At 56.1% G+C, this 14,936-nt stretch carries 11 protein-coding genes; 5 read left to right on the top strand and 6 right to left on the bottom strand.

What is annotated here, in order from left to right; all coding sequences use genetic code 11:
• Positions 1 to 29 precede the first annotated feature (29 nt).
• The 3 genes from AC2T6E_RS01540 to AC2T6E_RS01550 are packed head-to-tail and all read right to left on the bottom strand — an operon-like array spanning position 30 to position 6,521.
• Complete coding sequence (locus AC2T6E_RS01540; protein WP_486690298.1) at positions 30 to 2,204, bottom strand: virulence factor SrfC family protein; 2,175 nt, start codon at positions 2,202 to 2,204, stop codon at positions 30 to 32.
• Positions 2,201 to 5,182 (bottom strand): virulence factor SrfB, encoded by a 2,982-nt coding sequence (locus AC2T6E_RS01545; protein WP_486690299.1) that lies wholly within the window; start codon positions 5,180 to 5,182, stop codon positions 2,201 to 2,203. The genes AC2T6E_RS01540 and AC2T6E_RS01545 overlap by 4 nt, the downstream gene beginning before the upstream one ends.
• A gap of 4 nt (positions 5,183 to 5,186) precedes the next feature.
• The gene (locus AC2T6E_RS01550) at positions 5,187 to 6,521 is read right to left on the bottom strand and encodes an SrfA family protein (RefSeq protein WP_470296438.1); all 1,335 of its coding nucleotides are present in this window, start codon (positions 6,519 to 6,521) and stop codon (positions 5,187 to 5,189) included.
• 280 nt (positions 6,522 to 6,801) lie between these two features.
• Here AC2T6E_RS01550 and AC2T6E_RS01555 point away from each other — a divergent pair, with 280 nt between their 5' ends.
• The gene (locus AC2T6E_RS01555) at positions 6,802 to 8,400 is read left to right on the top strand and encodes an ABC transporter substrate-binding protein (RefSeq protein ID WP_486690302.1); all 1,599 of its coding nucleotides are present in this window, start codon (positions 6,802 to 6,804) and stop codon (positions 8,398 to 8,400) included.
• A gap of 101 nt (positions 8,401 to 8,501) precedes the next feature.
• The gene (locus tag AC2T6E_RS01560) at positions 8,502 to 8,735 is read left to right on the top strand and encodes a YdcY family protein (protein WP_148400765.1); all 234 of its coding nucleotides are present in this window, start codon (positions 8,502 to 8,504) and stop codon (positions 8,733 to 8,735) included.
• Positions 8,736 to 8,738: 3 nt separating this feature from the next.
• On the opposite strand, the gene AC2T6E_RS01565 is transcribed toward AC2T6E_RS01560, so the two are convergent.
• Together AC2T6E_RS01565 and AC2T6E_RS01570 are read right to left on the bottom strand one after the other, a co-directional pair.
• A complete protein-coding gene (locus tag AC2T6E_RS01565) occupies positions 8,739 to 9,188 on the bottom strand; it encodes a DMT family transporter (RefSeq protein ID WP_010431505.1) in 450 nt (149 codons plus the stop codon).
• Positions 9,185 to 9,703: a GNAT family N-acetyltransferase gene (locus AC2T6E_RS01570; RefSeq protein ID WP_010431503.1), complete on the bottom strand. Its 519-nt coding sequence runs from the start codon at positions 9,701 to 9,703 to the stop codon at positions 9,185 to 9,187. The genes AC2T6E_RS01565 and AC2T6E_RS01570 overlap by 4 nt, the downstream gene beginning before the upstream one ends.
• A 151-nt stretch (positions 9,704 to 9,854) precedes the next feature.
• Between AC2T6E_RS01570 and AC2T6E_RS01575 the strand changes: the two genes are divergently transcribed.
• The 3 genes from AC2T6E_RS01575 (at position 9,855) to AC2T6E_RS01585 (ending at position 12,460) form a co-directional block, all read left to right on the top strand.
• On the top strand, positions 9,855 to 10,430 hold the full coding sequence (locus AC2T6E_RS01575; protein WP_126816261.1) for a helix-turn-helix domain-containing protein: 576 nt from the start codon (positions 9,855 to 9,857) through the stop codon (positions 10,428 to 10,430).
• Positions 10,431 to 10,496: 66 nt separating this feature from the next.
• Positions 10,497 to 11,537, top strand: a complete 1,041-nt coding sequence (locus AC2T6E_RS01580) for an NADP-dependent oxidoreductase (protein ID WP_460212349.1) — start codon at positions 10,497 to 10,499, stop codon at positions 11,535 to 11,537.
• A gap of 254 nt (positions 11,538 to 11,791) precedes the next feature.
• Positions 11,792 to 12,460 (top strand): GntR family transcriptional regulator, encoded by a 669-nt coding sequence (locus AC2T6E_RS01585; RefSeq protein ID WP_108417373.1) that lies wholly within the window; start codon positions 11,792 to 11,794, stop codon positions 12,458 to 12,460.
• Positions 12,461 to 12,580: 120 nt separating this feature from the next.
• Here the strand turns inward: AC2T6E_RS01585 and pqqU are convergent, their stop codons facing one another.
• The gene (gene pqqU, locus AC2T6E_RS01590) at positions 12,581 to 14,695 is read right to left on the bottom strand and encodes a TonB-dependent receptor PqqU (protein WP_460212350.1); all 2,115 of its coding nucleotides are present in this window, start codon (positions 14,693 to 14,695) and stop codon (positions 12,581 to 12,583) included.
• Positions 14,696 to 14,936 lie beyond the last annotated feature (241 nt).

Below are 14,936 nucleotides of genomic sequence, written 5' to 3' on the forward strand. Positions count from 1 at the left end.
AGAAAAGCGGCTACATTGTTAATCAGCGTTCAGCGCAATAATGCCTGTAAGGCCTGACGCGCACCAGGCTGGACATCATGCGGATGCTGGTAATCAATGTTCTCTATCGCACGGCTATAAAGCGCAACCAGCCAGTCGTACACATATGCCGTTGCGGCATGGACGGGTTGCTCGCCCAGACGCGCGAGACGCGGGGTGGCACTGCTCACGATGGGCGTAACAAAGATTGCCTTGCCTTTACGGATGCGGCTTGCAGGACGCTCAGTAACCGGCATTTTGTCGTAACCCAGCCAGCCAATGAAATTGCCCATCACCGCATGCAGTTGCGCGGCGCTACTTTTATCCGTCTCAACGATCCGCTGCAGTTGCTGAGGTAAATCCAGACGATAACTGGCGACGACGAGTACATCGGCAACCTGCTGTAAAACCGCCGGTTCAAGGCCTAACCGGGCGGCGGCGGCATCGTTGCGACTCCATTGACGCAGATGGTTAATCCACACCTTGTGCGCGAGGCGTGCTTTATCTTTGGTCTGAACGGTACCGGTGCTTTCCTGCATATTTTCCGCGAACAGGTCAATAACGTCGGTGAACAACCCGTTGACCTGCTCCTCGCGCGGCTGCTGTACTGCCAGCAGCGTTTCAAAGGCTTTGAGCGGCGGTAAAAGCCCTTCAAGCAGTTCACCGTGGCGAGCGGCGCTGCTTTGCAGCATTCTCACCATATTTTCGGCCTGAGCACGTCTTTCCCCTGCATCCTGAGTGACAGGGGCAAGATAAGGTTGCATGAGTGCCGCCAGATCCTGTTGTAAAAGCGTTTTTAGCTTATGGAGCCGCTTGTGACGCTGAGACGGCAGCGTGGCCTGAGAAAGCCACTCAATCATGCGCTGCATGCTGTGGCTGTCCAGCGCCTGCAGCGTACCCCAGCGCAGACCCGGCTGGCCCAGCAGGTGCTGGACGGCTTCATCCAGATTCTGTTTCGTCGTAAAACGCGCGTCGTGCGGCGTTATTGCCCACACGAGACCCGGGAGAGCGGATTCTTCCGCAGGCTGCGTCTCTTTGACCCAGTTCTGAAGGGTTCGCGCAGCTTTTGCCGTCTGCTGATGATGTGCGGTGGCGTTACAGATGACCAGTACATCGGGCTGTAGCTGTTGACGATAATGTTCCAGCAGCCACAGGCATTTGGCCTGCGTCATCAACGAAGCTCCGTCGTCAGACAGCGCAGGAATATCAATAATATCAACATTATCAATGACGCATCCCTCTACCGGCAGCACCAGCTCACGGGTAAGGAAGGCGAGGATATCAACGGGAATGCTGATGGCATTTAGCACGTCACCGTCGCTGATCGGGTGCAGCAGCGCTTCCTGCGCCTCCGGCGCGGTTAACGCCCCGTGAGTCAGGAAACCTTCACTCGGCAGACCAAAATTATCCACCAGCAGGCTAAGGGGGGCCGCAAGCAGCGTGGCATGGCTGGTTTGATGCAGAACGTGGGCGAGCTTAAGCCACTGTTGGGTTAACTCCTGCTGTTCTCCCCATAGCAGTGACCAGACGCTGGCACGAGTGCTGAGATCGAGCGAGGGGATCAGCAGTGCGAACTGGTGCCACAGGGCATCGTCCATGTGCTGTTTCCCGCCGGAAACGGTGCTCTGCCAGAAACGGGCGATTGCGCCCACTTCCTGCGCGGTGATCCCCGGAACGCCCTGCGGTTGACGCAAGGCGCGCCACTTCTCCAGCCGCGTTTCAATCACGGATTTATCCACCGGGCGGATCTGCGGGTGCAGGGTGATGCGAGTAATAAACAGCTGGACCAGTTCGGCTTCGGTCACCAGCCGCAGACGCAGCGGAAACGCCTCATCGGCAATATCCCGCTGTTCGCGGGTGAAGCGAATGGCCATATTCGTTGCCGCATGGCCGGGATTGATATGCGAAAAATAGTCGAACGTGCGCTGGCCGGGTGACACATTCAGACGACCATTACCGCTGCCGCACAATGACGTGAGTAAATGCGATTTCGCCGCCTGGGAATGGCCGTACAGCCCGATGCTGCTCTGGCTCAGGAGGGCACGGTCAATGGCCTGCTCACGCGCCTGGGCGGACGTGACCCGTGACAGCAGGGCATCAGCATCGTTATCCAGCATGGGAGCGTGCAGGCGCGTGTCGTTAATCCACCCGATTAAGGCCTGAGTGGTGGCAGTCGTCACAGTCATTTCAGGTATACGCTCCCGCTGTCAATCCAGTAGTGGCTGCCGCTGTGTCGGCGATCGGCCAGGGTATTCAGTTTAAAGGTCAGTGCGTCCGGGGGAACCGGCGTGCCGTCCTGTAGCCAGGCGTCGCTGAGCTCGAAGGACTCCGGCCCTTCGTGCTTGCTGCCGCCGCGCAGCTTCAGGCGAACGTTCAGCACGCCGTCGCCTGCAATGGCTTTTGCCAGTTCAGCAGAGTTAATGCTCAGGGTATACAGCGGCGTCGCTGGCCAGCGGGCGTTTGCAAGCTGACGGAAGCCGAGCGTGACGTTCCCGCGTAGCGGGAAATGGAGACGGGCATCCAGCTTCGCGCCCGGCTTATCGAGATCGATATCCTGGTACCAGACGTTCTCTTCGCGCAGGGTATTGATGGTGTTATCCAGCACGCCCAGGTAGCGAACCGTCGAGTATGCGCCAATGTCGGCTGCCTTGAAGTTAAAACGCGGCAGGCGAAGATCCAGCGCCAGGCTGCACAGCATCGCGCCGACGGCGGCAGTAGATTTAGGATTGCCGATACGCCCCTGCTGGCTGAATGGATACCATTCATGCACCTGATACTTATCCAGCCAGACGATGCGGTTGACCGGCACCGGCTGCAGGTGGCGAATGAGCGCCTGGACACCCGGCAGGCAGCCCGGACGGCCTGTGATCAGCAAAATATCGCAGCTGTAATGGGAAATGGCCTCGCACACCGCATGAAGAGGAGAAGCCAGCGTGAACTGTCCGGCCAGCATCGCATCCTGCATCTCGCGGAAATTAACGTGCAGCGGAACGGCAAAGAGATTGAACGCTTCTGACCCCGCGGGCAGCGCATGGTCGATCGCCTGCTGCAGATAGTTCAGGACATTGCGCGTCGGTTTTTGCGCAAGGAGATCGCCGAAGGTGGCATGCAGTCCGGCCAGCGGATCGTCAATGTCGCTGGATTCCCACGCGGCGAGGATCGCATGTCCAATCGGCATAAACAGCTGAAGCGCCGTTTGCTGGCGCAGCACGGCCTGCGTGTCAATGCGTCCGGAATCGCCAAACAGCGACGCCATCAGCAGGGAAGCGTCCGCAATCCCGGATTTCTGCAGCTGGGTTTGCAGCGCAGGCAGCACATAGCGCTGGATCACGTCCAGCAGCGTGTCGTCACCGGCGACCTTAAACCCTTCGCGGAACAGTAGCTGCGGGGTAATTTTGACGTTGTTACCGGAACCGTCGTCTAGCTGATAGTGCGTAATCGCCATATCCGTCGTACCGCCGCCAATATCAATGGAGGCCACGCGCAGCGAACGCCCGGGTTGAACGCCCGGTTCAGGCTCACGATCCGGACGGGCGAGGGAAGCGAAGAACGCTTCTGTCTGGCCGCCGAAATGGGAGATGGCTTCGTTATACAGCCAGACCAGCTGGCCGCAGCTGGCTTCGTCCCATTCCATCTGAATTTCAGGTACCGGCACCACGCTTTTTTCCTGCTGTTTGCGGCTGGCAAAATCTTCATCCTGCGGGTGCCAGCCCATCGCTTTCCAGACGATAGCAATGGCTTCAAACATGCGACGACGGAAAATCTCACGCTCCTGTTTCGGCATGGCCGAGGGCAGGGTAAGAATGAGCGTGCGCAGCTGACGCGGAGACGCCGGGAAGCCCAGGCGCAGGCGTGTGGCGACGCTGTTGATCTGCCCCAGCGCCTGTGCCAGCAGCTCACAGAGCATATGGGTCATTAACGTGCTGCGGCTGTACTGCGGGGAAAATACCGGCAGACGTTCATCCTGAGGCAGGGTGAAGAGCGGCTCACCGTCATCGTTCATCAGGTTCATCAGCGGGAACGCGGTCGCCAGCGGTTCACGCTGGGTTTTGCTGTTCATCTGGCTGAAGCGCCAGTCCTGAACCACCGGAGTTTCGTCCCACAGGTAGCGACGCGGGCTGGAGATACCGCTGTTACCTTCTGTACCCAGGCGCTGCATCGCCAGTTTGCGCGCTTCGTCTCCCACGCGCACGATTGACGGCCAGACGAAGGCATCTTCACGGCCGCTTTCCACGGAGAAGTGCTGCTTGCCGAAACGCGCTTCGGAGAACTCCAGGCGGCTGGTGAAGAGCGGCTCATTCAGGAACTGCGGTTCGCTTAGCGAGCGGACCTGCAGCTCGGCGGTCTGGCGCAGCCCATCGTTCGCATCGCCATGATCTTCAATAATGACGCCGCAGGTGTGGGTGTTGCCCACATCGAGGATCAGGTCGACCGGAATGGCAGGGGTGCTGAGCGTGTGGGTGACAAATTTCACTTCAGGCACGGTCAACTGCTCGCCGAGCATCGACAGGAGATTGAGCCAGTGCGCCTGATATTCAAAGCTGCGCATTGCCTGGTACAACTCGCGCTCAGAGCGTTTTTCAACGCCGTCCGCAAACTGGGTAAAGGCTTCGCGCAGCCAGCCGTCAATCCAGGTCTGATCGAGGAAGTTCTCCACTTCCTCATCGCGCCAGGCGAGGGCGAAACGGGTGCCGTTCAGAATGTCGTTTTCGACAGGCGACAGCGCGGAAGTGGCGTGTTCTGCAATCTGGCTGTCGAGCGCGAGGGTCACGCGATGCGTATTGCCTGCCGCATCCGGGGTATCCAGTTTACGCACCTGCACGCGAGCCCAGTTGTCCGGGCCATCAACGAAGGTGCGCGGAGGATTAAAGCGCAGGAACGGTAGCGGGAGCCAGACACCGTCCAGTACCGTCAGAGACTGATGCAGTGGAATGGTGCTTTCCGGCTTCACCACCTCCGGCTGGCTGCTGCCGCTCGCCGGGAGCGTGTAACGGCCGTTCACCAGGTCGAAATCAAGGCGCAGCAGCGGGCCATTTGCCGTTTTACGCACGAAACGACCATTGCTGGCGGTGTCCTGCGGGGTCAGGCCAAAATCAAGGAACTGTACGCCGCTGTTAGCAATGAGCGTGACGCTCTGTTTATAGTCGCAAAGAGTTACCAGCATAGGATCACGCACCTGCTTTCTTGAACGTCAGTGGAACGACGGTGTTGGCATCATAACGTGCGCTACATTCCGCCACATCGCTGGTGCCTGCTTTGCAGGCGACTTCAGGCATGGGATAGCGTGAGCCGTCCGTGCAGCGGGCGTTGCCGCGTGTTTTAATCAGTAACTCACCGTTGCTGTGCAGCCCGGAGAACACCTCGACGCGGCAAACGATGTTGTCGCCGTGAACCACGCGCGCGGTGCCTTTATTATTCTGTATTTGGTAGCGCAATGACGGCGGCTTGCCGGTGACCGGATCTTTCACGTCGAGAAGGGCGCGCCAGGTTCCGTTCAGGAACCGTGTCGAGCCTGCTTTGACCTGATTGGCCTCCATCACCATGGCATCTTTCGGGATCGCGGCAATCACGACAGGCTCTGGTTTTGCGACGGGCGCTTGTACCTTCGGCTCCAGCACTTCGGCCTGGTGCAGAGGCAGGTTCATGGCAAGCTGTTCTACCGGCTTAATGGGTTTTGGCGCAATGGCAACAGGCGCTGCCGGTACGGCGACAGGTTCAGCAGAGGGTGCCTGTTTTGGCCAGAGTAATGGGGTCGCGATTGCCGCAACAATCACCGCTGCGACGGGCAATGACCACAGGGGGACGCGGCGCTTTTTCGGCACGATTTCGGGGGCCGGTTCTTCTGCTACAGTCGGCACAATCACGCGAGGCGGTTCTGGTTCGTACAGCGAGTCCTCGGTGATGCGCACGCTGGTCGCGGGCGTCACGAGCGGCTCATCGGCTTGTTCAAAGGTAATCACCGGCGTAGGTTCTGGCTCTGGCTCGGGATCGTCAATGACAACGGGCGCTGGCTCCGGGATCAGTGATTCCCTCAGGCAATCAAGCACGTCGTCACGGGCGTTCTCGTTAAGGTTCACGAAGCCCCAGAAGCAGATCACCGGTTTGCCATCGACCAGATAAAGGAAGTTTTCGCCGGGGAACTGGAAGGTTTTTGACAGCAGGGAACCAAACAGCTGTTGCGCGGTTTTCGGTGACTGCAGACACTTTTTACTCAGCGATTCCACGCTGGCCAGGGTGTTTTCCAGGTAGCGCAGGGCGCGGTAACGTTCATCTTCCTCTGCGGCTTTCCAGCTGGATACCGTTCCGTCAACGGGGGAATACCAGTCAACGCGATCGCCGCCATCGTTCACCTGAGGAATGGCCAGGCAGTCGACAATAGACTGCTGTTTGCGCAGCCGAAGCGCTTCACGGATTTGCAACGCTGATTCAAAAACGGCCTGTCCGCCGCCGCCAACGGCCTGAAAATCATCCAGATTACCGCTGCGTAAAAGTGTTTTTGCCACGATTTGGTCCCATAGACTTCTTCACACCGTTACTTTAACGAAACCGGGACGCAAACAAACGGCTGAGGAGACGCCAAAAGGGCCGATTTCTTGCGGCATTGATCGCGACGGTTGTGCTTGACGAATAATGGCACTTAAGGCAAATCGCCTTTTTTCTTGACTGGAAAAGCAGCAATAAACTCTGCTTTAGAATAACCTGATAGTGTTTCGTTATTTGTCAGGTCAAAACAGCTGTGCTGTTATTACTGTTCACAATAATAAAACTGAAAGGGTTATAACCATGTCTACAGGGAAAACACTGCTTGCTCTCGCGTTGAGCACGCTTTTACCGGCAGGGGCCGCATGGGCGGCAAACACCGATACCATTATTTACTGCTCCGAGGCTTCACCCGAGTCGTTTAACCCGCAAATCGCCAGTTCGGGTCCGTCTTTTGTCGCCAGCTCTCAGGTACTGTATAACCGCCTGATCAATTTTGACCCGGTGAAGAACACCCCGGTTCCGTCGCTGGCGGAGTCATGGACCATTTCGCCGGACGGCAAAACCTATACGTTCACCCTGCGCAAAGGGGTGAAGTTTAACAGTAATAAATTCTTCAAGCCGACTCGTGACTTTAACGCGGATGACGTTATTTTCTCGGTCTTGCGTCAGAAAGACCCTAAGCACCCGTATCACAACGTCTCGCAGGGCAATTACGAATATTTTAACGACGTGGGGCTGGATAAGCTGATTCAGGACGTGAAAAAGGTCGATGATTATCACGTCCAGTTTACGCTTAGCGAACCGAACGCCGCGTTTCTGGCCGACTGGGGGATGGATTTTGCCTCTATCCTGTCCGCCGAATATGCCGATGCGATGCTGAAAAAGGGCACGCCTGAGAATGTCGATACGTGGCCAATCGGCACCGGGCCTTACGTGCTTCAGCAGTATAAGGTGGACTCGCTTATCCGCTACGTCGCAAACCCGAACTACTGGGACGGCGCGGTCCCGACCAAACACCTGATTTTCTCTATCACGCCAAACGTAGAAACCCGTCTGGCGAAACTGCAGACCAACGAATGCCAGATTATCCCTTCGCCGTCGCCTGTTCAGTTTGACGTCATTAAGAAAAACAAAGACCTGACGCTGCATTCAATCGACGCGCTTAACGTCGGCTATCTGGCGTTCAACACCGAGAAAAAACCGTTCGATAACGTGCTGGTGCGTCAGGCGCTGAACTATGCGACCGACAAAAAGGCGATCGTGAACGCGGTGTTTATGGGTTCGGGTACGGTGGCAAAATCGCCGATCCCGCCAAATATGCTGGGCTTCAACAAAGATCTGAAGGATTACAGCTACGATCCTGAAAAAGCGAAAGCATTGCTGAAACAGGCCGGACTGGAGAAGGGCGCAGAAGTGACCCTGTGGTCAATGCCGGTTCAGCGTCCGTATAATCCGAACTCGCGTCGTATCGCTGAGATGATTCAGGCCGACTGGGCGAAAGTGGGCGTGAAGGCGAAAATTGTCTCTTACGAGTGGGGCGAGTATCTCTCCGGCATGCGTAAGGGCGAGCACGACTCCGCGCTGTTTGGCTGGATGTCCGACAACGGCGACCCGGATAACTTCGCCGACGTGCTGCTGGGCTGTGACAGCATCCAAACCGGATCCAACGCCGCACGCTGGTGCGACAAGGGTTATGACGCTCTGGTGAATAAAGCGAAGCTGACCAGCAACCCGGCCGAACGTGCGAAACTCTACGGCCAGGCGCAGGAGATTTTCTACCAGCAGGCGCCGTGGATTGCCCTCGCGAACGGCAAAACCTTCTACGCGACCCGAAGCAATGTGACGGGTTACAGCGTGAGCCTGATGGGCAGCGATTTCTCCAAAGCGAAGCTGAATTAAGCGTTTTATCGCCGGGTGGCGGCTACGCCTTACCCGGCCTACATTTGGCACCCGTAGGCCCGGTAAGCGTAGCGCCACCGGGCACATAACAAGGAGTGACAATGTCACATTTAAACGACGTAACAGCCCGTGTGAATGCCGCCATCAAAGAGAGCGTGATTACCCACATGAACGAATTGCTGATTGAATTAAGCGATGATGCAGAGCTGAGCCGGGAAGACCGCTATACCCAGCAGCAGCGACTGCGCACCGCGATTTCACACCACGGTAAGCAGCACAAAGAAGAGATGGATGCGCGTGAGGAACAGCTAACTAAAGGCGGCACCATACTGTAACGTTCAAAACTGGCGTCGGGCCACCAGCCAGGCGCCCACCACCAGCATCACCGCGCCGCACACCGGGCCGATCAGCGCGCGCAGTGGAATGCCGTGGCTTCTCAGCACGTCCAGCACCAGCCCACCAATCAGCTGGCTTGCCACCAGCACCGCAATGGTGGTTGCCGCCCCCACATTCTGATACCCGCTAATGCTGGCAAAGACAAAAAACGAGCCCAGCAGGCCCGGGATCAATGTCCACCAGCGAACCGTTGACGCCAGTTCATGAAAGCCGGTGAACCCCTGCTTAATCAACAAAATGCTGACAAACAGCACAATGCCAACCAGCGAGTTCAACAGCATGGCGATGAGAATGGTGGACGAGCTTTGGGTGATGCGCACCATCAGCGTGTTCTGCACCACCAGCCCAATACCCGCAGCAACCAGGAACGCCAGCGTGAGCGATTGATTCATGGGAGTGCATCCGGTTCGCTGCGCTCGTCAAGCTGTAGCTGCATGAAGGTTAAATCCAGCCAGCGGCCAAACTTGGTCCCCACCTGCGGCATCTGTCCCGTGGTGACAAACCCCAGCGTCTCATGAAGATGAATGGAGGTATGGTTTTGCGCTTCGATCCCCGCCACCATGACGTGTTTGCCAATTTTTCGCGCTTCAATAATCAATGCCTTCATCAACAACCGCCCGATGCCTTTACCCTGGTGGTCCGGGTGAACGTAGACGGAGTGCTCAACGGTGTGGCGAAAACCGTCGAACGCCCGCCAGTCGCCGAAGGAGGCATATCCCGTTACCACGCCATCGTCTTCGCTGACCAGTACGGGATAACCCACCAGCGTGCGCGCTTCAAACCACGCGATTCGGTTATCGGTATCCACCGTTTTATCGTTCCAGATGGCGGCCGTATGCAGGACCGCGTGGTTGTATATTTCACCGATAGCGGCGCAATCTTCTTTACTGGCATGACGAACGATCATGATTAACCCTCAGGCTGAGTTGTTCACTATAGTGGTACACTGATGTCACAATAGTACACAAAAGTGCCGTCTTACGGCTACGGCATAAACCCTATTTTTTTGTTATAAAAACTGCCATTGAAATACTGTTCATACACTATAGTATGACGTGATGAATACTATGACAGACAATATGAATCAACGGATTAGCGCGCGTATTCGTATCGAACGCGAGTCGCGGGGCTGGTCCCTGAGCGAGCTGGCCGAACGGGCAGGCGTATCGCGCGCGATGATCCATAAGATAGAGCGTGGGGACAGTAGCCCTACGGCGACGCTGCTCGCCCGGTTATCGGGTGCTTTTGGCATTAGCATGTCCACGTTAATCGCGCGTGCGGAAATGCAGGAGGGCAAACTCCTGCGCCTGGCGAATCAACCGGTCTGGCGCGATCCGCAAACGCATTACGTGCGGCGTCATGTGTCGCCGCGCACCGATTTGCCTATCGATCTCGTGCAGGTGGAACTTCCCCCCGGCAGCGATGTGCCGATGCCCGCATCGTCTTACGCGCTGGCACGTCAGCTGATCTGGCTGCAGTCTGGCGAGCTGGTGTTTCAGGAAGGGGATACCCGGCATGAAATGAAGGCCGGAGATTGTCTCGAACTGGGGCCGCCCAATGACTGTCGGTTTATTAATCAGACCGATGAAGCCTGCATTTATCTGGTTGTCCGCCTCAATCAGTCTGGCTCGTAATGTCAAAGCATCATGCCAGATAAGGGACTAGTCTCAAGAGACATTTGCACGAGAAAGGAGTGATTTATGAGTCAATCTTCCACGCGAAACCGTCGCTGGCTTTTGGCCTCACGCCCACACGGCGCGCCAGTGGCGAATAACTTCCGTTTAGAAGAACAGCCGCTGCCCGCTCTGGCAGAGGGACAGGTGCTATTACGCACAGTGTGGCTCTCGCTGGACCCGTATATGCGCGGTCGCATGAGCGATGCGCCTTCCTATTCGCCGCCCGTTGAGATTGGCGCGGTAATGGTGGGCGGTACGGTAAGCCGGGTTGAGCAGTCGAACCACCCGGATTTCAAACCGGGTGAATGGGTGCTGGGCTATAGCGGCTGGCAGGAGTATGAACTCTCGGACGGCAGCGGCCTGGTCAAGCTGGGAGAAAACCCTTCGCACCCTTCATGGGCGCTTGGCGTGCTCGGGATGCCGGGTTTTACCGCCTATATGGGCCTGCTGGATATCGGTCAGCCAAAAGCCGGTGAAACGCTGGTGGTGGCTGCGGCGACCGGGCCGGTTGGGGCAACGGTTGGGCAAATTGGCAAGATTAAAGGCTGCCGGGTTATCGGTATCGCAGGTGGTGCTGAAAAATGCCGCCATGCTGTCGAGGTATTGGGATTCGACCAGTGCCTGGATCACCATGCTGCGGATTTTGACGCGCAGCTGGCAACCGCCTGCCCGCAGGGAATAGATGTTTATTATGAAAACGTTGGCGGGAAAGTCTTTGATGCCGTACTGCCGCTACTGAATACCGCCGCGCGCGTGCCGGTATGTGGGCTGGTCAGCGGCTACAACGCAACCCGCCTGCCGGACGGCCCGGATCGTTTGCCGCTGTTGATGGCAACCCTGCTGAAGAAACGCATTCGCATGCAGGGCTTTATCATCGGCCAGGACTACGGACACCATATTAAAGAGTTTCAGGACGAGATGGGGCGTTGGGTACAGGAAGGTAAAATCCACTATCGCGAACAGGTTACTGACGGACTCGAAAACGCACCCGAGGCGTTGATTGGGCTGCTTGAAGGCAAAAACTTCGGCAAAGTCGTGATTCGCGTTGCGGCGGACAATAAATAAACGAAAATATGGCGGGAAACCCGCCATATTTATTTGTGAAGATACGATATATTGTCTTTAATTATATCGGCACCGCGCCAGCGTCATCAGCATAGAAGGCCAGAGCACGATAAAAACAGATTGTATGTATTTTTTTTTTGCGTTTATACGCACTTCCCACCACCAGGCATGACGATACAGGATATATCGAACCAGCGTCGTTATAAAAAGCGACGCTTAAAAATAGCGTTAAGTATTAGCTACAGGAATTGAACATGCTTGATTTGGATCATTTAGAAAAAGCGCAAAGAGTCAGTCTAACCATGCAAGTTGAGATCAGTTTAAAAGGGGCGTTAATTACAGGCTCACTTAAACCTGGCGCTCGACTGATTACGAAAGAGATCGCCGATAAATTAGGCACCAGTATCACCCCGGTTCGCGAGGCACTTTTACGTCTGGTATCGGCGGGGGCGCTGCACGCCACGCCGGCGCAGGCCTTCCTGGTGCCGGAGGTAACGTTAGATCGCTATAACGAGATAAATGCCATCAGAAAACAGCTGGAGCCAATGGCGGTAGCGGCAGCCTGTCAGCACATGACCGAGAGCAAGCTGGAAACGCTGCACAAGCTGTCTGGGGCCTTTCATGACGCCATGTCTAACGGCAACGTCCAGCAGGCGTTATACGCAAACCGTGTTTTCCGCTTTACGCTGTATCAGTACGCGGAGATGCCGACGCTCAGCGCGCTCATCGAGCAGTTGTGGGTGCGCATTGGTCCCTGTATTAACTATCTCCACCGGGAGCTGAATGATATCAGGGCGTCAACCTATCATTACGCAGATTTACTTGCAGCCCTGGAAAGAAGGGATGTTGAAGGAAGCAAGAAAGCAATAGATAAGCTGATTGATGAAGCAAACGATCTGCTACAGCGACAATATTTCAACTGAGAGATTATTTTAGCGCGCGACTATTTACCGCATCCATTTATTTTTTTGATGAATAACTCCTGCTGGCATTTAGCCAACAGGAGTTAAATATAAAAAAGAGATGAGGGCCGTCGCGTATCCTTACTCGAAGCGATAAGAGACCGACAGTCCTACGCCGTAGTTGCGGCCCGGAGCAGGTTCGTAATAACGCCCGTTGGACTCGTTGACAATCACCGAGCCCGCGTACTCTTTATCGAACAGGTTATCGACGCGGCCAAAGAGATCCATTCCCCAGTTGCCGTAGTTGAATTTATACCCGGTATTGAGTCCGACAACCGTATAAGACGGCGCTTTGGCCGTGTTTTCGTCGTCGGCCATGATGTCGCTCATGTAGCGCACGTCTGTCCCTGCATACCAGCCTTCTTCTGGCTGCCAGCCAAACGATGCGAAGCCCATGTTGCGGGCAATACCCGGCATACGGTTGCCGTTGCAGCTATCATCACCGCATACGTTGGTACGGTAGGTGGCATCAAGGTAGGTCCACGCCATTTTCAGCTTCCAGTTTTCCGCAAACTGCTGGTCGAGGGAAACTTCCACCCCCTGACGACGGGTTTTACCGGCGTTTTTATAGCTGGTTCGGCCTCCGGAGCTGGAATCCACCACAATCTCGTCATCCGTATCGGTGCGGAACAGCGCTGCCGTCAGCAGGCCATTGCCGATACGGGTTTTGCTGCCCACTTCATAGGTGTTGTTGGTGGACGGCTTCAGGCCAATGTTCAGCCCACCCTGGTTATCGGGACGATAGGAGAGTTCATTGATGGTTGGCGTTTCAAATCCACGTCCTGCGGCGGCATAGAGATTCCACGCGTCGGTCACGGCGTATTTCACCGAGCCCGCCGGGAGCCATTTATGGTAGCTCGCCTCGCCGCTGTCATCGCCGTTGCCGGGCGTAACGTAATGGTCGTTGGAATCAAACCAGACGGAGCTGTAACGCACACCCGCATCGACAGAGAGTTTTTGCGTTAACTGCCAGCTGGTTTGCAGGTAAGGGTCAAGGTTCCACATCAGGTTACGTTCGTCACGACGCTTATCGCCTTTTACACCGTAATCCGGCACGCCGTTGTTCATGACAAAGTTCTCGTACCCGCGACGATCTTCACTCAGATTTTCGTAGTTCAGCCCGGTAGTAAAGGTCACAGGAACCAGCAGCTCGCCCCGGTGCGTCCAGCGGGTATCGACGCCCTGATAGTGACGCTGCATGTCAATCACGCCGCCGGAATGGGTTGGCCTCAACTGTGGCTGATACGGAATGGACTGATACTGCGTCATTTCACGCTCACCGGCGTACATCATCACGCTGAGATCGTCCTGCTCGCTCAGCTGACGGTCATAGCGCAGCCCGGCCTGGGTCTGCTTGATGGTTTTGCGGGTGTTGTACTGGTCGCCGCGCGGTGACTGACGCGGGTTATCACGCCATTCCTGATAGTCAAGACCGCCCGGATCGTTGGCTTTCATGTCCACGCTGTTGAAAATCAGCGTCAGCTTGCTTACGTCATCAATACGCACGCCCAGCTTCGCGTTGGCGAGGTTCTTACGCGCGCCGCTGTGGTCGCGATAGCCATGGGTGGTGAAGCGGGTGGTCGAAACGGTGTAATCCACATCGCCCGCATGCGTACCGTCGCCCATCGCACCGGTGGCTTTCATGCCGTAGCGCCAGGTGCCGTAACTGCCGTAATAGCTGCTGGCCTCAATGGTCGGCGGCTGCTGGCCGGTCTGCGTATTAATGTTAATCACGCCACCAGAAGCGTTGCCGTAAAGAGCAGAGAAGGGGCCGCGAAGCACTTCCACGCTATCCACGCTGGTGAGATCGATGTTCGAGGTCTGGCCCTGTCCGTCCGGCATGGTCGCGGGAATACCGTCCACGTACATCCGAATACCGCGCACGCCGAAGGTAGAGCGGGCGCCAAAGCCACGCATTGAAATCTGCAGATCCTGCGCATAGTTCTGGCGATTCTGAATTTGCAGCCCCGGCACGCTACCGAGAGATTCAGACAAGTTAATCCGTGGCGCTGCCTGACGCATATCGTCGCCATTGACCACGCTGACCGCGGCGGGCGTATCCAGTTCAGAGATGGTCTGCGGCGTGGCGCTGACGATCATGGTCTGCTCGTCCGCGCCTATCGCCTCAAGGGGCGCCAGGATAACAGGAACCAGCAGCAGCGGGAGAGTTGCCTTACGGGCGGTGATGATTTTCATGAAGTAAACCAGTTAAGGTGAAGAAACGAACCAAATGGAACATGTGCATACATGTTAAATCTTTTGTAAATGTTTTGAAAACTATAACCGCACATTGCGTTAATGAAAGGAGAGAAGGGAAGAAAAACTCCACATTTATAGAATTAATGATTACTATTCTCATTATCATAAAGGCGGCGCGATGACGCTGCCGGTTGGAAGCGATGTCAGCAGTACACTTATTCTTCAAAAAAGGAATTGT

Source organism: Enterobacter sp. B79-1, assembly GCF_057444735.1.

Excerpts from the sequence above, each read along its gene's own strand:
- AC2T6E_RS01570 (WP_010431503.1), bottom strand. The coding sequence starts at position 9,703 with ATGATCGTTCGTCATGCCAGTAAAGAAGATTGCGCCGCTATCGGTGAA.
- pqqU (WP_460212350.1), bottom strand. The coding sequence starts at position 14,695 with ATGAAAATCATCACCGCCCGTAAGGCAACTCTCCCGCTGCTGCTGGTT.
- AC2T6E_RS01585 (WP_108417373.1), top strand. The coding sequence starts at position 11,792 with ATGCTTGATTTGGATCATTTAGAAAAAGCGCAAAGAGTCAGTCTAACC.
- AC2T6E_RS01575 (WP_126816261.1), top strand. The coding sequence starts at position 9,855 with ATGAATACTATGACAGACAATATGAATCAACGGATTAGCGCGCGTATT.
- AC2T6E_RS01560 (WP_148400765.1), top strand. The coding sequence starts at position 8,502 with ATGTCACATTTAAACGACGTAACAGCCCGTGTGAATGCCGCCATCAAA.
- AC2T6E_RS01540 (WP_486690298.1), bottom strand. The coding sequence starts at position 2,204 with ATGACTGTGACGACTGCCACCACTCAGGCCTTAATCGGGTGGATTAAC.
- AC2T6E_RS01565 (WP_010431505.1), bottom strand. The coding sequence starts at position 9,188 with ATGAATCAATCGCTCACGCTGGCGTTCCTGGTTGCTGCGGGTATTGGG.
- AC2T6E_RS01545 (WP_486690299.1), bottom strand. The coding sequence starts at position 5,182 with ATGCTGGTAACTCTTTGCGACTATAAACAGAGCGTCACGCTCATTGCT.
- AC2T6E_RS01555 (WP_486690302.1), top strand. The coding sequence starts at position 6,802 with ATGTCTACAGGGAAAACACTGCTTGCTCTCGCGTTGAGCACGCTTTTA.
- AC2T6E_RS01580 (WP_460212349.1), top strand. The coding sequence starts at position 10,497 with ATGAGTCAATCTTCCACGCGAAACCGTCGCTGGCTTTTGGCCTCACGC.